The 24,359-nt window shown below is 43.9% G+C and carries 15 protein-coding genes and 1 tRNA gene; 5 read left to right on the forward strand and 11 right to left on the reverse strand.

What is annotated here, in order from left to right; all coding sequences use genetic code 11:
- Positions 1-2 precede the first annotated feature (2 nt).
- Together HQ29_RS00815 and HQ29_RS00820 are read left to right on the forward strand one after the other, a co-directional pair.
- Positions 3-3,104: an efflux RND transporter permease subunit gene (locus tag HQ29_RS00815; protein WP_316930796.1), complete on the forward strand. Its 3,102-nt coding sequence runs from the start codon at positions 3-5 to the stop codon at positions 3,102-3,104.
- Positions 3,101-4,285, forward strand: a complete 1,185-nt coding sequence (locus tag HQ29_RS00820; RefSeq protein ID WP_052089636.1) for a TolC family protein — start codon at positions 3,101-3,103, stop codon at positions 4,283-4,285. Before HQ29_RS00815 ends, HQ29_RS00820 begins: the two co-directional genes overlap by 4 nt.
- A 127-nt stretch (positions 4,286-4,412) precedes the next feature.
- On the opposite strand, the gene HQ29_RS00825 is transcribed toward HQ29_RS00820, so the two are convergent.
- The 10 genes from HQ29_RS00825 to ileS form a co-directional block, all read right to left on the reverse strand.
- The gene (locus tag HQ29_RS00825; protein ID WP_036866969.1) at positions 4,413-5,639 is read right to left on the reverse strand and encodes a nucleoside permease; all 1,227 of its coding nucleotides are present in this window, start codon (positions 5,637-5,639) and stop codon (positions 4,413-4,415) included.
- A gap of 98 nt (positions 5,640-5,737) precedes the next feature.
- Positions 5,738-7,198, reverse strand: a complete 1,461-nt coding sequence (locus HQ29_RS00830) for a DUF4270 domain-containing protein (protein ID WP_161781543.1) — start codon at positions 7,196-7,198, stop codon at positions 5,738-5,740.
- 46 nt (positions 7,199-7,244) lie between these two features.
- A complete protein-coding gene (locus HQ29_RS00835) occupies positions 7,245-8,048 on the reverse strand; it encodes a glycogen/starch synthase (protein ID WP_036848968.1) in 804 nt (267 codons plus the stop codon).
- Positions 8,049-8,595: 547 nt separating this feature from the next.
- Positions 8,596-8,910: a thioredoxin gene (trxA, locus tag HQ29_RS00840; protein WP_036792335.1), complete on the reverse strand. Its 315-nt coding sequence runs from the start codon at positions 8,908-8,910 to the stop codon at positions 8,596-8,598.
- A 119-nt stretch (positions 8,911-9,029) separates the two neighbouring features.
- Positions 9,030-12,689, reverse strand: a complete 3,660-nt coding sequence (dnaE, locus tag HQ29_RS00845; protein ID WP_082226804.1) for a DNA polymerase III subunit alpha — start codon at positions 12,687-12,689, stop codon at positions 9,030-9,032.
- A gap of 15 nt (positions 12,690-12,704) precedes the next feature.
- Positions 12,705-14,711, reverse strand: a complete 2,007-nt coding sequence (ligA, locus tag HQ29_RS00850; RefSeq protein ID WP_036866975.1) for an NAD-dependent DNA ligase LigA — start codon at positions 14,709-14,711, stop codon at positions 12,705-12,707.
- A gap of 2 nt (positions 14,712-14,713) precedes the next feature.
- Positions 14,714-15,637: a DUF4296 domain-containing protein gene (locus tag HQ29_RS00855; protein WP_036866978.1), complete on the reverse strand. Its 924-nt coding sequence runs from the start codon at positions 15,635-15,637 to the stop codon at positions 14,714-14,716.
- Entirely contained in the window at positions 15,609-16,283 is a 675-nt protein-coding gene (locus HQ29_RS00860) for a lipoprotein signal peptidase (RefSeq protein ID WP_036862845.1), read from the reverse strand. The genes HQ29_RS00855 and HQ29_RS00860 overlap by 29 nt, the downstream gene beginning before the upstream one ends.
- An 18-nt stretch (positions 16,284-16,301) precedes the next feature.
- Entirely contained in the window at positions 16,302-16,691 is a 390-nt protein-coding gene (locus tag HQ29_RS00865; RefSeq protein ID WP_036792346.1) for a TraR/DksA family transcriptional regulator, read from the reverse strand.
- Positions 16,692-16,726: 35 nt separating this feature from the next.
- Positions 16,727-20,164: an isoleucine--tRNA ligase gene (gene ileS, locus HQ29_RS00870; RefSeq protein WP_036866981.1), complete on the reverse strand. Its 3,438-nt coding sequence runs from the start codon at positions 20,162-20,164 to the stop codon at positions 16,727-16,729.
- 473 nt (positions 20,165-20,637) lie between these two features.
- On the opposite strand from ileS, the gene HQ29_RS00875 reads away from it, so the two are divergent.
- Positions 20,638-21,057, forward strand: coding sequence for a hypothetical protein (locus HQ29_RS00875; RefSeq protein ID WP_036866983.1), 420 nt, complete (start codon positions 20,638-20,640; stop codon positions 21,055-21,057).
- A 120-nt stretch (positions 21,058-21,177) separates the two neighbouring features.
- On the forward strand, positions 21,178-22,704 hold the full coding sequence (locus HQ29_RS00880; RefSeq protein ID WP_036862853.1) for a GH3 auxin-responsive promoter family protein: 1,527 nt from the start codon (positions 21,178-21,180) through the stop codon (positions 22,702-22,704).
- Here HQ29_RS00880 and mltG read toward each other — a convergent pair.
- Entirely contained in the window at positions 22,697-23,749 is a 1,053-nt protein-coding gene (gene mltG / locus HQ29_RS00885) for an endolytic transglycosylase MltG (protein WP_036867058.1), read from the reverse strand. The two genes, HQ29_RS00880 and mltG, sit on opposite strands and share 8 nt — an antisense overlap.
- A 90-nt stretch (positions 23,750-23,839) precedes the next feature.
- Between mltG and HQ29_RS00890 the strand changes: the two genes are divergently transcribed.
- Positions 23,840-23,926: transfer RNA gene (locus HQ29_RS00890), tRNA-Ser, on the forward strand.
- Positions 23,927-24,359: the final 433 nt, after the last annotated feature.

Raw genomic sequence — 24,359 nt, forward strand, 5'->3', positions numbered from 1 at the left:
TGATGAATATTATAGATAATATAATCCGATTCTCTTTGAAGAACCGGTTGGTTATCTTACTCGCTTCGGTGCTTCTCATAATAGGAGGTATCTACTCATCGGGAAAGATGGATGTGGATGTCTTTCCGGATCTTACGGCTCCTACCGTTGTCATCATGACCGATGCTCAAGGAATGGCAACAGAAGAGGTGGAGCGCCTTGTTACTTTCCCCATAGAGACGGCTGTGAACGGAGCAACAAATGTGCGAAGAGTCCGTTCTGCCTCCTCTTATGGTTACTCTTTTGTCTGGACGGAGTTTGACTGGGGAATGGATATTTTCAAAGCCAGACAGATCGTGAGCGAGAAGATGGTTGCTTTGGGCGAGTCTCTGCCCGAAGGTATTACTCCGATTATTGCACCTCAATCCAGTATTATGGGGGAGATCCTCTTTATCGGTATGCAGGCAGACTCCACTTCCATGATGGATTTGCGGACATTGGCAGACTGGGTCGTAAAGCCAGCGATACTTGCCACCGGAGGTGTCTCACAGGTTACCATAATAGGAGGAGATCTAAAGCAGTATCAGATCTTTGCAGATCCTCAGAAGATGCACGCCTATGGTGTAACGATGTCAGAGCTGGAGGCCGTAGGAAGAAGCATGAGTACAAACTCCACCGGAGGAGTTGTGAGAGACTATGGTAACGAGTATGCCATCAGAGGTATTGCCCGAACAACCGATTTGGAAGAGCTTGGATCTACTCTTGTGAAGATGAATGACGGGAAACCGGTACTGCTTTCCGATGTGGCAGATGTAGTGATAGGCAGTGCCATCAAGATGGGATATGCTTCCCGGAATGCTACTCCGGCTGTCATTCTATCTGTTTCAAAGCAGCCGAACATCAATACTCTGAATGTGACAAGAAAGATTGAAGCCAATCTGAAAGAGATTCAAAAGTCTCTTCCGGCAGATGTAAAGCTGGATAGCCATATATTCCGTCAGGCAGATTTTATAGAGCGTTCAGTGAGCAATGTTGGTCGAGCGTTGTTGGAGGGAGCGATATTTGTTATCGTTGTACTGTTTATCTTCCTCAACAGCTTTAGGACTACGATTATCTCCGTTATTGCCATTCCTCTCTCTCTTCTTGGCACTCTTGTCGTGCTTTACCTTCTTGGATTGGATATCAATACGATGACACTGGGAGGGATGTGTATAGCCATTGGTTCTTTGGTCGATGATGCCATAATAGATGTGGAGAATGTTTACAAGCGACTAAGGCAGAACCATAAGAAGCCAAAGGCCGAACGAGAGTCGGTCTTCACGGTTGTCTTTGAGGCATCCAAGGAGATACGTGCCTCTATTCTTAATGCAACATTCATAGTCATGGTTGCCTTCGTGCCTCTCTTCTTCCTTTCCGGGATGGAGGGTCGCATGCTCAAACCGCTTGGAATAGCGTATATTATTTCTCTTTTCATGTCTTTGGTTACTGCTATGACCGTAACACCTTTGCTTTGCAAGATGATCCTCTCAGGAGAAAAGTACCTTAAAAAGAACGAAAAAGACAGCTGGATCACTCGCAAACTCTCTGCCGGATACTTCAAAACTCTCTCGTGGGTATTGGATAACAAAAAGAAAGTCGTGGCTTTCACTGTGGTTCTTTTTGTCGGAGCCATAGTGATATTCTCTCGAATGGGACAGAGTTTTCTTCCGGAGTTCAATGAAGGATCTGCGGTTATATCCGCCGTTGTCAAGCCGGGAGTATCGCTGGATGTGAACAACGAGATTGGTTCCATGATAGAACGATCATTATTGGAGATTCCGGAGGTAATCAGCACAGCCAGACGGACAGGAAGAGGAGAGTTGGACGAACACTCACAGTCCACCAACGGAGCAGAGATCGACGTCAATTTCAAGCTTGACAAGCGAAGCAGAGAAGAGCTCTTCAATGAAATGAGAGAACGCTTGGCAGGCATTCCCGGCATTGCAACCACAATAGGACAGCCGTTGGGACACCGGATAGATCACATGCTTTCTGGAACCAGAGCCAATATTGCGATCAAAATCTTCGGTACTGAGCTGAGCAGACTCATAATGTTGGGTAACCGGATCGAAAGTGTTATAGAGAAAATAGATGGTGTGGTGGACGTTTCTGTAGAGCAGCAGACCGAGACGCCGCAGTTACAAATCCGAGCCAATCGGGGGGCTTTATCCAGATATGGTATAAGCGTTGAGGAGTTCAACCGCTTCATTGAGTTGGCATTCTCCGGTGAGCAGCTTTCCGAAATCTATCAAGGACAGAGAAGCTTCGGAGTGGTATTAAGGCTGGATAAACGCTACACCTCCTCCATAGACGCTATAAAAGATGCTCTTATAGACACCGGATTCGGAGGAAAAGTCCCTTTGAGTGAAGTTGCAGAGATTGTATCCGCGGGAGGACCGAGCAGCATTTCAAGAGAAAACGTACAGCGCAAGCTCGTTGTTTCCGCTAATGTCTCCGGACGAGATCTCAAAGGAGCGGTAGAAGAGATACGCACCGAGATAGAAAAAAGCACGACACTTCCGGAAGGTTATCGCATAGAATATGGAGGACAGTTCGAGAGTGCGCAGAGTGCCACACGGACTCTTCTGATCGCCACGATAGTCTCTCTCCTTGTCATCTTCTTGCTGCTTTTCGGAGAGTTTCAGAGTGTTTCGCTCTCCGCCATCGTACTGTTGAACCTGCCATTGGCACTTATCGGAGGCGTTCTTGCCATATTCTTTACCACCTCTATTGTAAGTATTCCTTCTATCATCGGCTTCATCACCCTGTTTGGGATAGCCACTCGCAACGGAATACTCCTCATCTCCAAGTACAAACAGCTGCAAGAGAAGCAGACACCGCTGCATGAAACAGTATTGAACGGTTCTATTGACCGCCTCAATCCTATCCTCATGACCGCCCTTACCTCTGCACTTGCGCTCATTCCGCTTATTCTCAGTGGAGACAAACCAGGTAATGAAATTCAGAGCCCTATGGCTGTTGTTGTGTTGGGCGGGCTTCTCACCTCTACTCTTCTCAACATCTATCTCATGCCGATAGTGTACGAATGGTTCGCACAAAGAAAACAAAAACAGAACGCACAATGAAGACAAAAATACAGACCCTGATATTACTCCTATCTCTTACTGCTGCACCTCTCCTTGCGCAAGACATATACACTCCTGTGCTTAGGCAGATAGAGCAGAACAGCAAGAAGCTCAAAACGCTCCAACGGCAATATGAAGCCAAAAAAATCTCCAATAAGACCGGGCTTACTCCTGCCAATCCGGAAGTGGAATGGGGCTATTTCAGAGGCAGGCCTGCAGAACTGGGAGTGCGTCAAGAGATCATCGTAAAGCAGACACTGGACTTTCCAACCGTTTATCTGTATAGGAAAAATCTCTCCGACAGACAGAATCGCACGGCTCACTACCAATACCTCACGGAGAGGATGGAGCTGATGTTCGCAGCCAAATCACTTTGCATAGAACTCGTTCGCTACAATGCTCTTCTCGCGCTATACGATAGGATCTTGAACAATGCACGTCGGATAGCCACCGCGTACGACAGAATGAGTAAAGCCGGCAGCGTCAATGTCCTTGAATACAATAAAGCCATTCTCAACCTCACCAATGCCGAAAACAAGCTCAAGCTCCTGAATCTGGAGCGAGATCGACTCCTTTCCGAACTTGCCGTACTCAATGGGGGAGAAGCACCGGAGTTTGCCATTGACTCCTATCCTGCTCCCGAAGAGATGCCGGACTTTGACATTTGGTACACGGATGCACAAGACAATAGTCCGCTTCTGCTCACACAAAAAGAGCAAGAGCACGTTGGCGAGCAGCAGCTTAGGCTCACTCGCTCCGAGACTCTTCCAAAGCTTTCCGTCGGATACTTGGGAGAGTTTCTTACCGGAGAGCGGTTCCAGGGCATCACCGTGGGAGTCTCCATTCCTCTCTGGGAGAATAAAAACCGCATTCGTCAAGCCAAGGCGGAGCTTCTTGCGGCACGTGCAGAAACTGAAGAGAGTCGTACTCAGCACCAACGCCACTATCGCAACCTCTATGACAGAGCCAAAGTGCTGCGACAAAATATAGACCGCTACAACGCTGTACTGGTCAATAATCGTAACGATGCCCTGCTCTTCAAGGCATACGACAACGGAGAGATCTCCCTGCTTACCTACCTCTTGGAGGTTGAATACTTCTTTGAAGCCTATGAAGAGAAACTGAATATGGAGCGAGACCTTGCGCTTGTACAAGCCGAACTCACTGCGCATCGTCTCTGAACTCCTCTTCGTTTCTGTTTTATACTACATAAGAAAAGCTCTCCGATAAGCATCGTAACGCTTATCGGAGAGCTTTTTTTAAGGCACGTAATCTGAGCAAGTGTCGCTCAGTAATAGGAAAGAGAGGTTACTGCTCGTGTTTATATTTGAATAGAAAAGCAAACAGGACGGCAACAACGGCAGAATAAGCTGCAAATATGTACCAGGAGTTGGGATAACCGAACTGATCCACCACGTATCCTGCGGCATAGGATCCTATTGTTGCACCCAGCCCGTTTGTCATAATGATGAATACTCCCTGTGCACTGGAACGTATGGAGGTATCGGTCTTTTTGTCCACGTATAACGAGCCGGAGATGTTGAAGAAGTCGAAAGCAATGCCATAGACAATCATAGATAGGACAAGGAGCCACACTCCGTTGCCGGGATCGCCCAAGCCTAACAAGGCAAAGCGAAGAGACCAAGCCACCATGCTCATGAGCATCACGATCTTAATGCCATATCTCTTGAGGAAGAATGGTATGAGAAGGATGCAGAGTGTTTCGGATGTTTGTGATATAGCAATGAGTACTCCCGAATATTTCACTCCAAAGGTGTCGCCGAACTGTGGCATTGATCCGAAGAAGTTGGTTAGATAGTCATTGGCAAAGCCATTTGTGATTTGCAGGGAAACGCCCAAAAACATAGAGAAGATGAAAAATATTGCCATCTGTTTCTCTTTGAACAGGGCGAATGCACGTAAGCCCAACAAGTCCACCCACGATTTTTTATCTTTGCTTTTGGATATCGAACACTTCGGAAGGGTTAGGGAATAGAGTGCCAATATTATGGAGAGTGCTCCAGAGAATATGAGCTGATTGGCATTGGTCTTAAATCCTAACAAATCCACAGCCACCATCGCAATGATAAAGCCGATGGTTCCCCAAATCCGTATTGGTGGAAATACTTTAACGGTATCGAGATTGGCATTGCTCAATGCGGAGTATGCAACGGAATTGGAAAGAGCTATGGTTGGCATATAGAACATTACGCTCAATAGGATTATCGGGTAGAGTGTTTCATAGGATGTCATTCCGGCTGCTAAGAACATAAAACCTCCTCCTAACAGATGTGAGATTCCCATGAGCTTTTCTGCCGGAATCCATCTATCTGCTATGATACCCATAATGGCGGGCATAAACAGCGAAGCAATCCCCATTGTGGCATAAAAACTTCCTATTTGCAGTCCGGTAAAGTGTAGTGATCCTCCCAAGTATGCGCCTAAGGAGATCAACCATGCTCCCCAGATTGCATACTGCAAAAAGTTCATTAAGATAAGTCTGAACTTTAAGTTTGATACTGATGAATTATTCATTTCTATATGACTCTTTAGAATAAGAGAGGATTACCCGGAACATCAGCCCGTAGTATCCTCTCTTTTGTTTTTTATTGTCTCTTCTTTGGTTTACTATATCACTTGTTCGTCGTCTTCCGCTCCGAGTAAATGATGCGTAAGTTCTTTACGTTCTTACTGTGTTTGAGTCGGAGACCGGTCGGTTTCAAGAGATTGCTTATGCTTAAAGTAACAGGATTGCTGCTGTTAGGGTCAGATAACGCTCTCTCTACCGGGAGTACCCATACCTTTAGATCTTCATTGGGGGTGTCCTTGATGTGCTTGTTGATAAGCTTTGATATGTTTGAAAAGCTGTAGCTTGTAGATGCAGAGCTGTAAATCTGACTTAAGAATGTTGTATAAGCTTCTGTCAATTCTGTCTCTCTTCTGCTGAAGAATGAAGCGACAGAGTCTTTAGGCAACATCAAAAGATAGGTCGGAGCAGAGAGATGATAGACGCCATTGTCGCTCGGATCTGCGGTAAGAGTGAGCGGAACAGACTCCAAAGCTCTTTCATAACCGGTATTGCCCTCCTTGAGAAGAGCTTGGATAGCTTTTGTTGGGAAGGTAATTTCCGTAACTACTCCTGCCGGAGATTTGAGATTCGTGTAGTACTCATCCGGATTACCGCTCAGCGTAGTCTTGCCAAGTAGGGATGAAAGATCCGCATGATGAAATCTTGCGATCTGCGAAACCTCCGGAGTAAGGATCAGTTCTTGATCCTTTACCAAGTGTACAAGTGAGTCCGTCTTCTTTGAAGACTGAACAATGGTATCTTTGGTATAATACATCGTAAGAGCAGTACGATAGACGCGCAACATACTACCGGATCCGGCTTGAACGGTCAGATGCATTCCCGGAAAGTATTTATTAAACGCCTCTTGCGAAGAGAATATCGGGTCATTCTTTACGCTCCGATCGTATATGTCTTGTCCCAATTTGTTATCCACCGGAATAGATACGGACATGATTGTTACCTTATCTTGTCCGGAGCCGATAACGATTCGGGAGTTGCCCACAGATGGAAGAAAAGAAGACTCTCCCAATTTTTCAAAAGGCCCGTACTGGTCTATGTTTCCAACGGAGTAGTGTTCAAAAGGAATTGTCTTCCCCAACTTATATGCGGCAATAGTAAGAGGAGCCAAAGAGTCTCCGTCATAGGAGGTATAGTAGAGCGAAACTCTTGTGGAGTCTATGCGTCCTTTTTCGGGAATGTCAGAGAACTTCAAACCCTTTGGAGCGTACAACTGGCAGAGATAATCGCTGCTTACACTCTTGAAATACTCATCGGGCAGATGTCCTATAAAGCTGAAAGGACTTGATACCAATATCTTATTGAATCCGTCTTCGTCTTTTGCGCCATTTGTTTTGACATCGAAGGGAACAGTTACTGCATCCAATGAAAACTGTGCCGAGTAGGTCTTTATCTTAGAGTCGTCGGGTTGAAGCTCTATTCCGAGAGCATTCCTTGGTTCATCACAAGAAGCAACGGAGACCAAAAGACCTACGCTACAAAGGAGAAACGCTATAAGTTTCTTCATATTACTACCATTTTTCATGTTTACTGATATTAGACAGAGCCGATCTTTAGATCGTGTCGTAGAATGCAACAACCTTGTCCACCAGATCATTTTCTCCTTCAAATCGGGTATATGGTACACTCTCTTGTTTTAGAACCTCTTCTATTTCTGTACCCTTTTGAGCTTCCATCGGTCCTAAAATCATACCATCAAGATTTTCGGTCATGAGCTTCACGAATGAAGAGAAGTTCAATCCCTCTTTTGTGATATGTTTAGACTTGATATTGTCGTACTTCAAGATCTCTTCCGTATCCTTTCCGTAAGGTATTTCAGGGGTATCTTCAAATAGAGAGAGTACCACCTTTGTATCTTTGAAAAGCGGATCGTCATGATACATCTTCTTGAGATACAAGACAGCCATGCCGGCAAACCAGCCTTGGCAATGCACAATATCGGGTACCCATCGGAGCTTCTTTACTGTTTCAAACACTCCTCTCGCAAAAAATATGGCTCTCTCCGTGTTGTTGTCATGCGGAAGTCCTTCCTCATTCAACACCCCTGTTTTTGTATCGAAAAGGTCTTTACTTTCGACAAAGTAGATTTGTATTTTCGCCGATGAAAGTGTTGCAACCTTCACTATCAAAGGATTATCGTGATCATTGATATTCAAGAGCATACCGGAAAGCCTTATCACTTCATGGAGCTGATTGCGGCGTTCGTTTATGCTGCCGTAATTGGGCATAAATGTCCGTATTTCATGCTTTTTCTCTTGGATGCCTTGAGAAAGCTTTAATGAAAGTGTTGCTATTTCGGAGTTTTCAATATATGGAGTAATCTCTTGTGAAACAAAGAGGATCTTTCTCTTTCCCATATTCCTTTACAATCATTGGTTTATAGATTTTACAAAGATAATAGTTTTCAACGTCAAATTCAAATAAAAAGAGACCCACCGAGCGATGCATGCCATCTTTGAACGGCACTGCCATCCTTGAAAAAAAGGAGCTTAGGAGAGTCCCTGGATCGTTTTATGCCGAACACCATACCCGTTTAACGTTGGGGATCTGCCCGGAGATGCGGATGAGTAGAAAAGATGAAGTTGAAAGATGGTGGAATGGAGCTTTGCGTTGTTTTTTTTGAATACTGCCACAAAAAAGAATGAACGTGTATAAAGCTTTGTCCGAACCTGTTTATTATATCAAACCGAGTTTTGAATGCCATAAGTCGGACTTTGATTTTCAGAAATCAAACCTTGATGTTTACCAATCAAGGCTTGGTTTGCAACTCTGAACCTGTTAAACCAAACATATAAATATTTATATCCCGTTTTTTTAGTCGGTTTAGAGCAACAAAAAAGCCTTTACACAGCTTGGAAAAATTCCTTTCTGTGTAAAGGCTTATTGATCGGAGATCGAGTAAGATTACAGCAAAGCTTCCACTTTTTGCTGAAGAACTGCCTTACTTGCCGCTCCCACGTGGCGCTCTACCACTTCTCCGTTCTTGATAAACAGGATAGTAGGAATATTGCGAACGCTGAACTCTGCCGGTGTAGAGCTGTTTTCATCTACGTTCATCTTGCCAATGAGGACTTTGCCTTCGTATTCAGCGGCAAGCTCTTCGATGATTGGGGTTACCATTCTGCACGGTCCGCACCATTCTGCCCAGAAATCTATTACGATAGGCATGCTTTCTGCCACTTTTTGCTTGAAGTTGTCGTCTGTAAAGTTAAAAGCCATTGCTGTTAAGTTTTAAAGGGTTCTTAGTATCAAAAAAATCATTTTCAACATAAAGATAGGCATTTTACCGGTTTCGTTTCGGAATAAATACTCTATCATCTATCTTCTTAATGTCCTATCTATTTTTGTGCCAAAGTGAATTTAAGCTCTGCCTCTGTCAGGTAGTCCAATAGATCTGCCGAAATATTAAGCGGTCTTTCCACCTGCATTTTCAGCCTCACTTCGGCTATGGAGTCTACGAAATGAAAATAGATATTGGTATCTCCCTCTTCGCATACCGTAAGAAGATCTCCTATTTCGGCTACAATCTCTTCCGTCAGATTGGTTATCGGAATCTCTACTTCGAGATCGTACTTCAGATTGTCGTGGATGTTGTCCAAAGAAGTGATATTGACGATATTGACGAAAGGCTTTTTGTTTTCACTTCTATAATGAGGCACATCTACCCGAATCTGGGCATAAATGTACATTCCTTCTACTCCGTAAGATGAAAATTTCGGAAAAGAGTCTCCAAAGAGTGCTATCTCGCCTTCTCCTTCAAAGTCTTGCACTTTGATGAAACCGCACAGCTGCCCTTTCTTGGTATAGGCTTGTCGGAAACCTGTTACGACTCCTGCCATCGTCATCTCTTTTCCAACGAACTCATCGACGTGGTTCAGATCCAAAATGGATGAGTTGCAGAAGTGTTTGATCGTGATGGCATACTTATCGAGAGGGGATGCCGAGATGGATATTCCCAAAAGCTCTCTCTCTTTCTTGAGTCTCTCTATATCGCTCCACTTGGGTGGATGGCTGTTCAGACACGGCTTTGCCATCTCTTGAAAGTCGCTATCCCCGAAGAGAGAGAGTTGCATGCTGTGTTTATCTTGTTGTACTTTCTGTCCGTATCTGAATAGCTTAAGGAGGAAAGTATCTTCATCTCCCGGAACTTCCGGGACGACAAAATCTTCTCGGCTGTAATTGGAGAAAGAGTCGAAACCTCCGGAATAAACTATGGATTCCAAAGCTTTTCTTGTACAAGCAGAAAGATTAACCCTCTCAAAGAAGTTGTAAATATCGGTAAAGGAACCGTTGGCTTCTCTTTCCGAAACTATAGCATGTACGGCAGACTTGGGCATCCCTTTTATTGCCTCCAATCCGTAGCGGATGTTACCATCTTTGTTTACGGTAAACTTGTGGTCCGATTCATTGACATCGGGACAAAGTACTTGAATACCCAGCTTCTGACATTCGTCTATGTATTTGGTAACCTCTGTGGCGTTGTTTACGTTTCTGCTGAGCACACCTGCCATAAACTCCGGAGGATAGTGAGCTTTTAGGTATGCCGTTTGGTAAGCTAAGTAGGCATAACAAGTGGAATGGCTTTTATTGAACGCGTATGAAGCGAACTTCTCCCAGTCTGCCCAGATCTTTTCCAATGTTTGGTTGGGATACCCTTTAGCCGAACCTCCTGCCATAAACTTGTCTTTGAGTGTCATCATCTTTTCGATGATCTTTTTACCCATAGCTTTACGAAGCTCATCGGACTGTCCGCGAGTAAAGTCGGCAATCTCACGGGACAAAAGCATCACTTGCTCCTGATAGACCGTAATACCATAAGTGTTTGCCAAGTAGCGCTCCATACAGGGAAGGTCATAGGATATCTCCTCTTCACCATGCTTGCGTTTGATGAAAGAGGGAATATAGTCCATTGGCCCCGGACGATAGAGAGCGTTCATCGCAATAAGGTCTTCAAAGCGAGATGGTCGCAACTCTTTCATATACTTCTGCATCCCTGCGGATTCAAACTGAAAGACGGCAGAAGTATTGCCTTTACAGAAGAGCTCAAAAGTCTTTGCATCATCGAGAGGAATGGCATCAATGTCTATCTCTATACCATGTCTGCTCTTTATGTTCTTTAATCCTTCTTTGATGATGGAGAGTGTTTTGAGACCGAGAAAGTCCATCTTTATAAGTCCGGTCTCCTCTATGATGTTTCCCTCATATTGAGTAACAAGAATCTCTTCATCTATTTCCTTGTCGTAGGATGTGGCAATGGGTACAACATCTGAGATGGGGGACTGACCAATAATAATACCACAGGCATGAATACCGGTAGAGCGGACAGTCCCTTCCAATTGGATGGCATAGTCTAACGTCTCTCGTATCTTTTTGTCCCCTTTGCCGTAAATTTCAGCAAGCTCCGGAACATGTTGGAGACTTGATGTAATGTCTATCTTTTTAACGTCCGGGAGTCTCGCCGGAATCAGTTTTGCCAAATGATTACTCTCGGCAATGGAGACATTGGTTACTCTGGCAACATCTTTTATGGCACTCTTTGATGCCATCGTCTGGAATGTTATGATATGGGCAACGTTTTCCACACCATATTTTTCGGTAACCCACTTGATCACTTCAAATCTACCATCATCATCGAAGTCTATATCAATATCGGGAAGTGAGATTCTGTCGGGGTTTAGAAATCTTTCAAAAAGAAGGTCATACTTGATGGGGTCTATGTTCGTTATGCCAAGACAATATGCAACCGCAGATCCCGCAGCAGATCCTCTCCCCGGACCAACGGCCACACCCATTGCACGTCCTGCAGCAATGAAGTCCTGGACGATGAGAAAGTATCCGGGATATCCCATGTTCTTGATCGTGTTCAACTCGAACTCAAGACGCTCTTTAAGTTCTTCCGAAAGATTTTCTCCGTATCGCTTTTGAGCACCGACGTAAGTGAGATGACGCAGGTAGTCGTCCGCATCTCTAAAGTTCTCCGGAATAGGGAAGTGGGGCATCAGAGGAGGATTGTCTATGGAGTAGATCTCTACTTTATCCAATATCTCCTGCGTATTGGTAAGCACAAAAGGAATATCCTGAAATATCTCACTCATCTGTGCTTGAGTCTTCAGCCACTCTTGCTTTGTGTATCTTAGGCGATTGGGATCGTCAAGAAGCTTTCCCATGCTTACGCAGATCAGTCTGTCATGGGCTTCTGCATTCTCTTCTCTTGCAAAGTGAACATCATTGGTCGCAATGACTTTAACTCCAACCTTTCTTGCTAAATCCAAAATATGTTTGTTTACACTCTCTTGTCTGAGGAAGGTTGTTCTATCTGCGGTTGGATCGTCCGTTTTGTGTCGTTGAAGTTCAAGATAGTAGTCGTCCCCAAAGATATTTTTGAACCAGCGGATGCTCTCTTCTGCTTCTTGCAGTTTATCTTGAGCGATAAGTCTCGGAATCTCTCCTCCAAGGCAAGCACTGCTGATGATAAGACCTTCATGGTACTTTTCCAGGAGTTCTTTGTCTATTCTGGGGCGGTGGTACTTTCCCTCAGAGTAGGATATCGAAACCATTTTGATAAGGTTGTTATATCCTACTTTGTTTTTTGCAAGGACTATGAGGTGGTAGCCGCTTCGGTCAAACTCATTGTTTTGCTTGGATAGTCTGCCTCTTCTGGCACAGTAACACTCGCAGCCAAATATCGGAACAAACAGCTTTTTCTTTTCTTCTGCTATTTGGGATTCTATATTTGCTACATCTCCTCCATTTGAAATAGCATCATTAAGCTGCTCTTTAAGATTCTTGATATTTTTATTGATGGGAGAGTTGATCTTCTGAACATGGTTATAAAACTCCTTTATTCCAAACATATTTCCATGATCCGTGAGGGCAAGACCTCTTTGTCCATCTTCTCTTGCGGCTTCTACAAGCTGAGGGATAGAGGAAAGTCCGTCCAGGGTTGAGTAGAAAGAGTGAACATGAAGGTGTGTAAATGGATATATGTTATGGCTCATGGTGTTGATGAAGTTTTAATGGATGAGGCTCAGAAAATCGTCTTCGGAGATGATAGGGATATTGAGTTGGTTCGCTTTTTCTAACTTTTGTGGTCCCATATTCTCTCCGGCTATTACTTTGCTCGTTTTAGAGGATATGGAAGAGGCAACTTTCCCTCCATTTTGAGTGATAAGTTCTTTTATCTCATCTCTTGAGTGCGAAGAGAATATTCCGCTGACAACAAAAGTCATTCCATCTAACTTTTTGGAAGTAATAGTTTGCTCCGATGTCGTTTCTACTTCAAGCTTGAGTCCTGCTGCTTTTAATCTGTTTATAAAACTCGTGTGTCTCTCCTCTTGAAAATAGCCTCTAATGGAACCGGCAACAATCTCCCCGATACCTTCTACCTCACAGAGAGAGTCGGTTGTCTGAATAGAGAGATTGTCAAGAGACTTGAACTTTTGTGCGAGAAGTTTTGCTGTCGTTTCCCCAACCTGAGGAATCCCCAAAGCATACAGCACCCTGTGGTAAGGAGTGCTTGCAGAGTCTTTTATGCTATCGTATAGTTTGAGAGCGCTACGTTCCTTGAAACCTTTGAGTTGGATAAGGTGCATGGGCGTGAGAGTATATAAATCCGATGCATCTTTCACCATGCCTTTACCATACAACTCCTTAATAGTCTCCGGACCAATGTTTATATTGAGAGCTTTTCTTGAGCAGAAGTGTTCTATTGAGTTTATGATTTGCGGAGGACATTCGGTAGAGTTGGGGCAGTAGATTGCTGCAACATCTTCTTTTCGTACCAAAGGAGTGCCACACTCCGGACAGTTGGATGGAAAAACAATAGGGGATGTCGCTCCATCATTCCGAAGATCGGTTCTTACTCCTACAATTTTGGGAATGATCTCGCCTCCTTTCTCTACTGCAACAATATCCCCAAGGCGGAGATCCATACTTTTGATATAGTCTGCGTTGTGCAGGGAAGCACGTCTGACGATTGTACCGGAAAGATGTAATGGATCCATTATCCCGACAGGCGTTACAGTACCTGTCCTTCCCACTTGAAACTCAACCCCGATAAGTTTAGATTCTTTTCTCTCTGCCGGATATTTATAGGCGATGGCCCATTTAGGAGATTTGGCTGTAAGTCCAAGCTCTTCTTGTTGTCTGATTTCATCTACTTTGATCACGATGCCATCTGTTGCAAATGGCAGATCATCTCGTTTGCTTTCCCAATGTTTGATAAACTCCAGAATCTCATCGGTACTACGACATACTTTTCCATGAGATTCCGTCTTAAAGCCGAGACTATGGAGCAATTTTATTCTTTCTGATATACTCTGGGGAAGAAAAGAAGCATCATCGGCATAGATGTAGTACATATACGCTTCAGGCTTTCTGTGAGCAACGAGTGCCGGGCTATATTGCTTAATCGTTCCAGATACTGCATTTCGAGGATTGGCAAATAGTTCTTCTCCTACTCTTGCTCTCTCCTCATTGATCTCCTTAAATCTTTTCCATGGAAGGATTATTTCTCCTCTTACTTCAATCCTTTCGGGTATTTTATTTCCGCTTCTCAGTTTTAGAGGAATGGAAGAAATGGCTTTAACAGACGAAGTAACATCTTCTCCCTGCTCACCATCCCCTCTGGTCAAAGCCTGTAACAGGCGACCATGTTCATAGATCACAGATATAGATATACCGTCCAGTTTCAACTCGGTATTATATTCAATGGTATCTTCTTTTATTGTCTCCTTGACTCGGTTAGAGAAAGCAACTACATCTTCAAATGAATAGGAGTTGGAAAGAGAAAGCATAGGCCTTGCGTGCTTAACCTTTACACCTTTTTCGGTTAAATCGCTTCCTATACGCTGAGTAGGGGAAAGAGGATCAAAAAACTCCGGATGCTGTTTCTCCAATGCTTCCAACTCTTTCATCAGAGCATCAAATTCTATATCCGAAATAGTAGGAACTCCAAGAACATAGTAGTTGTAGTTATGGTTATTAAGTTCTTCTCGGAGTTGTTCTATCTTTTCTTTCATGATTAGAGTTCTTTGGAGCCGGGTATCGAGTCTTTTATTTCGGATTCTTCAGGGATGCTGTCTGTGCTTGTATCTGCTGTTGGTATTGTATCGAGACTTCCGTTTTTATCTTTGGAAACATCTAATGTATCCGTTAGACTCTCTTCTTTGAAGTGGTAAAAACGAATGGAGTCTATAAAAGATCTCAGAGCTTTTCTTTGAAGACTCTTTACTCCATCCCAATGAAACAGACCTATAAGTCTTGTTGCGTTGTTAAATAGAGTCGAGTCATAAGGGATGTCTATTCTATATTGCCCTGAAGGATGATTGTACAATGTATCTATCCGAACACTTTTCCGCTTTTCGGAAAAGATCAACCAAACCACTCTCAGACTATCCGAACGCTCTTCATTCGAGGGTGTGATAACATTAAAGGAAAAGCGCAACCCTTCATTATCTGCTCCTTTAGGAAAACTGTTGAAGAAGAACAGGCGTCTGAATATAGAGTGAGAAGTCGGAACCTCAAACTGTCTGGCATGAGTCCACAGATCATCTATTTTAGGAGCCAATCTGTCCAAAACATGAAGAGAATCCTGTTTGATCACTTTTAATAGAGCCTCTTCTGCTGCAAGCTCATTGGCAATCTTGTCATATATCGGATTAAGAAGATTCACATTCTTGGCGTACCAGACAAGAGACGAATCATATTGAGCCTGTGTAAGGTTGTGCTTGTCAAAAATACTTTGATAGTAAAGAACCTTAACGGAATCTTCTACGGATTCGGATCGTAAAATCTGTTCGGCGATGAATATATCCTTTGAAACAGCATAAAATTCATCGCTATTGAGAACATATTTGGGTCTTGTCCGGCAACCAAATATGAGAATACTGCATAAGAATACAGAGAGAATAATGGTATTATACCTTCTCCTCAGTAGAGTCTTCATGTTTCTTAGACGATTCTATCAATCTTCCGAAAGACTTATAATACAGTGTGATGAGAAGTATTCCCCCAACGGAGATACAAGCGTCTGCTACATTAAAGATAGGACGGAAAAATATAAGCTCTTCTCCTCCAAAGAATGGAACCCAGCTTGGCCATACTGTCTGGATGATCGGGAAGTAGAACATATCCACCACTTTCCCATTTAGCCAAGGGGCATATCCTCCTTCCGCCGGTAAAAATTGGGCTACTTGTCCGTGACTATGAGAAAAAAGCTGACCATAGAACACGGAATCTATTATGTTCCCAAAAGCTCCGGCAAATATGGCAGAGATTGTAAGTATAAACCCTAGAGAGTAACGAGGCTTCTCTTTATCGTAAGATTTTATAAGTCTTACAATGAGATAAAGGAGTCCCATCGAGGCTACAATCCTAAAGATGGTCAGTATATACTTATTAAAGAAATCCCAGCCAAAAGCCATTCCCGGATTCTCTGTAAAGTGTATATAAAACCACTTGGTTATCTCAATAGAGTCTCCAAGAGCCATATTAGTCTTGACCAGAATTTTTACAATCTGATCCACCACAAGAAGAAGGAGTATTAGTGATCCCACTATGATGCTCCTCTTCTTTTTTTCGCTTCCTATCATTATTCTTTATTTCCCGGTTTACTTCACTCCGCTATTCTTAGCTTCAATACTTAGTGTTGCATGCGGAACAGCTCTTAGCCGTTCTTTCGGAATAAGCTTTCCTGTTTCCCTACAAATGCCATAAGTTTTATTCTCTATCCTTACCAGAGCTGCCTGAAGATTCTGAATAAACTTGAGTTGTCTTTCAGCGAACATTGCAGACTCCTGCTTAGAGAGGATATTGGCGCCTTCTCCCATATTCTTAAATGTGAAAGAGGTGTCCGCGGTGTCATTGCTGTCCGAATTGTCAAGAGAAGAACGGTGCAGCTCATAGTCCTCTATGGCTTTTTCCAGTTTTTGAGTTATGATCTCCTTAAACTCCAAAAGCTCTTCATCCGAATACCTGGTCTTTTCAATTTTTTCACTCATAGCATTTAATGTATAAGAGGTTATTTATATTCCCATCAAGATTGTACCTTTTCCAGAACAAGAGGTACTATTATCTCGTTTATATCTATCGTATCTGCACTGTTCTCATCCAAGTTTGAAGAGAATGCTATATCCAATGCCTGAACCTGTGTACAGATATATTCCATGTGTGTCTGTATGCTTTGTTGGAGATCCTCATCGCATTTGATGGTGATCTTTATCTTGTCCACAACATCAAAGTTCTTTGACTTTCTGAGGTTTTGCACACGATTGATAAACTCTCTTGCCTCTCCTTCTCGGCGCAGTTCTTCTGTTACATTGATATCCAAAGCCAATGTCAAAGTTCCCTCATTGGCAACCAACCAGCCCGGAATATCTTCTGCAAAGATCTCCACATCGGCTCTATCTACCGTTATGTTAGAACCTGCCACTTCAAACGATATGGATCCTGCCTGTTCGAGGTTGTTTATATCCTCTTGTTCCAGAGCGGTAAGATATGCAGCCACCTGCTTCATGTGAGCACCGCACTTGGGGCCCAATGCTTTGAAATTCGGCTTCACACGTTTTACTATAACGCTGTCGGAAGGATCCACAGTCTCGATAGCTTTCACATTGACCTCATTGATCACGATGTGCTCTATCATTTTCAGATTTTTCCTGAACTCTTTATCTATCGTCGGAACAATGATGCGGGTCAGAGGCTGACGCACTTTAAGATTTGCTTTTCTTCTTAGTGCCAACACCATGGAAGAGATATTCTGTGCAAGTTCCATGCGTGCTTCAAGAGCAGTATCTATCTCACGGTTATCGGAGACAGGGAAGTCGGCCAAATGAACTGATACCGGATCTTCTTCTGATGCCGTGCTCATCTGAAGGTCTCTGTATAGCATATCTGCGTAGAACGGAGCTATTGGAGCCATCAGCTTGGCTACCGTTTCCAGACAGATGTATAAAGATTGGTAAGCACTCAGCTTATCTTCGGTGAGACCACCGCCCCAGAATCTTTTACGACAGAGACGCACGTACCAGTTTGAAAGCTGATTTGTTACAAATTCGGCTATTGCACGCCCTGCCCGTGTAGGTTCGTATTGTTGGAGAGCACTATCCACCTCCTCTATAAGCGTATTAACCTTTGAGAGTATCCACCTGTCTATTTCCGGTCTGTCCTTGTATGGAATTTCGTTTTGCTCGTTGTAGAAGCCATCAAGATTCGCATAGAGGGCAAAGAACGAATAGGTGTTGTAAAGTGTTCCAAAGAACTTTCTTTGAACCTCTTCCAGCCCTTCTATATCAAACTTGAGGTTATCCCACGGAGACGCATTGGTCATCATGTACCAGCGCAACGGGTCTGAACCATATTTGTTGATCGTATCGAACGGATCCACACCATTACCAAGACGTTTAGACATCTTGTTGCCATTCTTGTCCAATACCAATCCGTTCGAGATCACTGCCTTGAAAGCGACAGAGTCCATCATCATGGTAGACAGCGCATGAAGCGTATAGAACCAACCTCTGGTCTGATCCACACCTTCGGCGATAAAGTCTGCCGGATAGGCTTGATGATTATCTATGAACTCCCTATTCTCAAACGGATAGTGCCATTGTGCAAAAGGCATGGCACCGGAGTCGAACCAAACATCTATCAGATCCGATTCTCTGTGCATCGGTTCGCCATTAGGCGCAACAAGAACAATCTCATCGACAAAAGGTCTGTGAAGATCTATCTTGTCGTAGTTCGCCTTGGAGAAGTCGCCGGGAACGAATCCTTCGAGAGGATTTTTGCTTGTAACTCCAGCTTTGACAGCTTTCTCTATCTCTTCGTAAAGCTCCTGTACGGAACCGATACATATCTCATGCTTGCCATCCTCTGTTCTCCAGATTGGAAGAGGTGTTCCCCAATAGCGGCTTCTGGAAAGATTCCAGTCCTGAAGGTTTTCCAACCACTTTCCGAAACGCCCTGTGCCCGTGCTTGCAGGTTTCCAAAGGATTGTTTCATTCAGCTCTATCATACGCTCTCGTACGGCAGTGGATCGGATAAACCAGCTGTCAAGAGGATAGTAGAGGATAGGTTTGTCTGTCCGCCAACAGTGAGGATAGTTGTGCACATATCGCTCGATCTTGAAGGCGAGTCCTTGTTGCTTAAGCATCATACAGAGCTTAAGGTCCAGAGACTCCTCATCCTTTTTCTGTTCGGAGTCGTCGTATTCTGTTTTTACAAAGTGTCCTGCATACTCGTCATACAGAGATTTGTCCACATAGGAGCTGATAAACTCTTCGGACAGATCTTCATACCTGTAATATTTTCCGGACAGATCTACCATAGGTCTTTGCTTGCCTTCATGGTCTATAAGCAGAAGACCTACGATGTCATTGGCTTGCGCCACTCTGGCATCATCTGCACCGAATGTGGGAGCTATGTGTACGATACCCGTTCCGTCCTCTGTTGTAACAAAGTCGCCCGATATTACACGGAAAGCGTCTCCCATCGGTTTGATCCAAGGGATAAGCTGCTTGTATCTCATGCCTACAAGATCTGCTCCCTTTAGCTGTGCTACCACTTGGTAGGGGATCACTTTATCGCCCTCTTTGTAGGAGTCAAGGTCCAAAGTAGCCCCGTCTTTATGGAAGTATGAACCCACCAGATCCGAAGCCAAAACCACGGTGATGGGTTTGAATGTATAGGGATTGTATGTTCTGATAACGGAGTAATCTATCTTTCCGCCTACGCAAAGAGCCGTATTGGAAGGGAGGGTCCACGGTGTTGTCGTCCAAGCCAAGAAGTAAGCATCTCCCCATCCTTGCATTTCCGACTTTGGGGCGCATATCTCAAACTGAGCCGTACAAGTGGTGTCTTTAACATCTCTGTAACACCCCGGTTGGTTAAGTTCATGAGAACTCAGCCCTGTGCCGGCAGCAGGAGAGTAGGGCTGAATGGTGTAACCCTTATAAAGAAGCCCTTTCTCGTAGAGCTTCTTGAGCATGTACCAAAGGGTCTCTATGTACTTGTTATCGTAGGTGATGTAAGGATGTTGCATATCTACCCAATATCCCATTTGGTCTGTAAGATCTTCCCACTCCTTAGTGTACTTCATCACCTCTTTTCTACAAGCGTGGTTGTACTCCTCTATGGAGATTTTTGTACCGATGTCCGCTTTCGTGATACCGAGATTCTTTTCCACGCCAAGCTCTACCGGAAGACCATGTGTATCCCATCCCGCCTTACGATTGACACGGAATCCCTTCATGGTTTTATACCTGCAAAATACATCTTTAAGCGTTCTTGCTATGATATGGTGGATACCCGGCATACCATTAGCAGAGGGAGGTCCTTCAAAAAAGACAAAGTCCGGAGCTCCGTTACGAATGTTAAGACTTTTAGCAAAGAGATTTTCAGCCTTCCATTTTTCAAGCATCGTGCGGTTGGTGGAGGCTAAATCCATACCACTATATTCAGTGTATTTTTTATTCATATATCTTGCAGTTCTATATTTTCTACTGAGTTGTTCGAGGGCTTTCTACCCTATATGTTTTATAAGTTGCAAAAATAATATTTTTAAGGGTTACTGCAAAACCCGAAACTATTAAAATTCAAACCCTCTTCCTAACGCTTTAAGAAGCTTCTCTTATCTCGTTTATATCTTGTTCTGAACGTTATAAAAATCTCAAATCAAATAGTGAAGCATGAACATCAAGCTTTGAATATTGGAAACCAAGCCTTGGATCCTGCAAACCAATCTTTGAATATTACAGACCAAGCCTTGAAATTGTTTCCTTAATAGCTTAATCTCTCTTTATAAACAGGTTAAAGAGAGAAAAGAAACGCATTCATCGAGAAGATTTTGAGTAGAAAGTTCGCAATGCACACTCCTTGAATAGTGGAGGATGGCAGATCTGAACGTTTTTCATTAGCTTTGTAGAGTAACACTTAAACAGATTATTTACGATGAAGACATTCTCAAGTCCCGAATTTCCAATAAAGCTCGATATACCTGCTGTTCACTCTTATCTTACAGACCTGACCAAAGTAGAACCTTTGATTGCAAAGTTTGGAGGAGAGAAGGTTCAGACTCTTTCTGCTTCTGAGGGAGAACTGAAACTGAAAGTGAAAACGCTCGGAGAAGTGGGGTTGAAGTTGATAGATGTTGCTCCGAACTGTATAACCTATCAAGGCATATCTACTCCCATTCCTCTTCGCCTGAGAGTAGAGCTTACGGAAAGAGAGGGCAAAAACTACGGACAGCTGTTGGTAGATGCAGATGTTCCTCCATTCCTGGCCGGAATGGTAAGGGGACGCTTAGAGCCTAATCTGACCAAACTTGGCGAAATTCTTGGAAATACAGATCTCTCCGAGTATCTGAAATAACTGTTTGGTACGGAATATGTCCGAACCAATATCTTCAAAGGCGAATAGGAGTATGGGGCAACCTGCTGAGCTATTCGCTTTTGTTGCGCTTTGTGTACATCCGAATTCATATAGACAATAATGGATCTTCTGACTAAGATATTGCATCAAGCCACGAAACATCGGGTAAAAGTCCTGAACAGCTACGCAAAGACCGGAGAAGCGTTGCAGGACCAACAGCTGCGGTATATTCTGGATAGAAGCAAGAATACTGCTTACCTTGCACCTTTTCGATTAGGGCAACAGTGTTCTTATGAGCAGTTTGCATCGTCTGTCCCGGTGGTAGAGTATGAGGCTTTGGCACCATACATCGAGCGAATGCTAAGGGGCGAGAAGAATGTTCTTTCTCCTTATTCCGTCACTTGGATGGCAAAAAGCAGCGGTACATCCAATGACAGGAGCAAGTATATACCGGTTCCAAAGATTTACTTGAAGCAGAACCACTACAAAGCCGGCTCGGACGTGGTCTGGTCTTATCTGGCAGAAAATCCCGACAGCAGGCTTTTCGCATCCAAAGGTTTCGTTCTCGGTGGAAGTCATGCTCCTACATACGAGGGCAGCGGGATCCGGACAGGAGATGTCTCTGCCATACTTGTGCAAAATATGCCAAGCATCGGGGAGTGGATCAGAGTTCCTTCAAAAGAGATTTTGTTGATGGGAAACTGGGAGGAAAAGCTGGAAAAGCTCATTCCGGTGATAGCCAAAGCGGATGTGGGAAGCATTTCGGGCGTTCCCTCATGGCTATTGATGGTGATCAAGAGAGTGCTCGACTACACGGGGGCAAAGAGTGTGGCGGAGATTTGGAACAATATCGAGGTGTTTTTTCATGGAGGTATCAGCTTCGACCCATACAGGGCAGAATACGGCTCCATAATGGGAAAGGAGATCTTTTATAGAGAAACCTACAACGCTTCCGAAGGCTTTTTTGCACTTCAAGATGAGAGTCAAGATCCCGGAATGTTGCTTCTTCTGGATCACGCTGTATTCTATGAGTTTTGGCCTCTGGACGCATATAACAGAGGAGACGAAAGGGCTATCGTACCACTTTCAGGCGTGAAGAGAGGTAGCCCTTATGCTATGATCATCACCACAATAGGAGGTTTGTATCGTTACATCATCGGGGATGTCGTGGAGTTTACATCCATTTATCCTCACAAGATAAAGATAGTGGGGCGGACAAAGTCTTATATCAACGCATTTGGAGAAGAACTGATGGTGCACAATGCGGACAAGGCAATAGAAAGAGCTTGTGCCGAAACAGGAGCTAAAGTGTCTGAATACACCGTTGCACCTATTGTACTGGCAGAGGAGGGAAGAGGTTATCACCGGTGGCTGATAGAGTTTTATACGCAACCCGATTCACCGGAGCAGTTTGCCGATATATTGGATAAAACCCTCAGGGAGATCAATTCGGACTACGACGCCAAGAGGTTCAACGACTACACGTTACTCCCTCTCCAATTGAGTATAGCACCGAACGGAACGTTTCATGACTGGCTCCACTCGAAAGGAAAGCTGGGAGGACAGCATAAAGTGCCGAGATTGTCCAACAATGCGGATATTCTCAATGCCCTTTTGGATGTGGTCGAAAAGAGGGCTTCTACTTGATACCTCTCTTGTTTAGCTCTTCTTGGAAAAGTCGTGCATTCTTCAAGTGTGTGGCATAATCCGCAGCAAAGATGTGTTTGCCCGAGAAGTCGGAGTCTGCACACATGTATAAGAAGTTGTGGCTTTGGGCATTTAGAACGGCTTCCATAGCCTCTTGAGATGGAACGCAAATAGGGGTAGGTGGCAGACCTTTGTTCTTATAAGTGTTGTAGGGAGAGTCTATCTCCAAATGCTTTTTCAACACACGCACTATGGAATAGTCCTGATGGGCAAAAATGATGGTAGGATCTGCCTGCAACGGCATACCCAACCGCAACCTGTTCAGATAGAGACCGGCAATGGTGGCTAACTCCGGTTGGTATCTGCTCTCTAAGCTTACAATGGAAGCCAAGATCCTGACCTCGAAAGGTGTAAGACCTAAACTCTCTGCACGATCCAAACGTTCTTTGCTCCAAAACTCTTCGTATCTCTTTACAAGCATCGTAACCACTTCTTTTGGGGAAGTATTCCAAAAGAGCGTATATTCTCCCGGTAAAACGTGGTTTAGTAGTGTCGTGTCTTGTATGTTCAGCGATTGTATCAGCTCTCTATCTCGTAGTGCATCACGATACTCATCCTTTTTGTACATGAGATATTTGGCTAAAACTCTCTCCGTATCTCCGGTAAGTCTGTCGAGTGGCAGTGTCAGAGAGACTTGGTCTTGCTCTCCTTTGCCGATGCGCTTAGATATAGACTCCAAACTTTCCGAGGGATGTATGGTATATGCACCCACTGCCGGCGATGGACTATCGGATATGAGGTGTAGATAGGGGAGAAGCGATGGATACTTTACACTGTATAACTCCGTGATGGATTTGCTTACATCATCCCAGCTGCTTTCGGGAAAAACGTATATCCATCCCTTTCCTGCGTTGTACATCCCGAATGTTCCAGGATCTTTAAGTCGCTTAACCACCATGTAGGTAAAGACTCCTGCGCACAAGATGACGGCAAGAGACACTATCCCCAACCACTTTATTATGTTGTTTTTCTTCTTTCTTTCCATTATTTCTGCCATTTACTTACAAAGATAGAAGAAAATGTGCTTTATCTATTGCGTGATAGACTTGGATGTATTATCTTTGCACTCGGAAAAGGAAGTGTGGGTGAGTGGCTGAAACCACCAGTTTGCTAAACTGACGTACGGGTTACCGTACCGGGGGTTCGAATCCCCCCGCTTCCGCATTAAAGGGTGTAAATCAACGACTTACGTGGTTTACACCCTTTTTTGCGCCCAGAAAATGTTAGTTGGAATATTTGCCTCAGCAAGTTCAATGATTCCATGCTTTTCAGTTTTATCAGATAGATGTTTTATTAGAATTATCTCCGATGTAGCAGTTTATCCCTAAGAGGTCTACTCCCAAAGACTTAACGGATAGAGATTTAAGAGACTTCGAAATCTTACTAAATAATAGGCCACGTAAAAACCTAAACTATAAGCACCCAATGAAGTCATCAAAAACATCATTCTTGAGAAATTGCATTATCGGATGGAATGTACGCTTGACACTGAAATGTGCCAATTTTTTCTCGGACTGATGGGAATTTTGTAACTTCGTAAGTGGTGGTTAAGTCGATTTCTCAATAAGAAAAGAGAGTTGTTTTATTATGTCTAC

The organism is Porphyromonas canoris (assembly GCF_000765975.1).
Classification (GTDB): Bacteria; Bacteroidota; Bacteroidia; order Bacteroidales; family Porphyromonadaceae; genus Porphyromonas_A; species Porphyromonas_A canoris.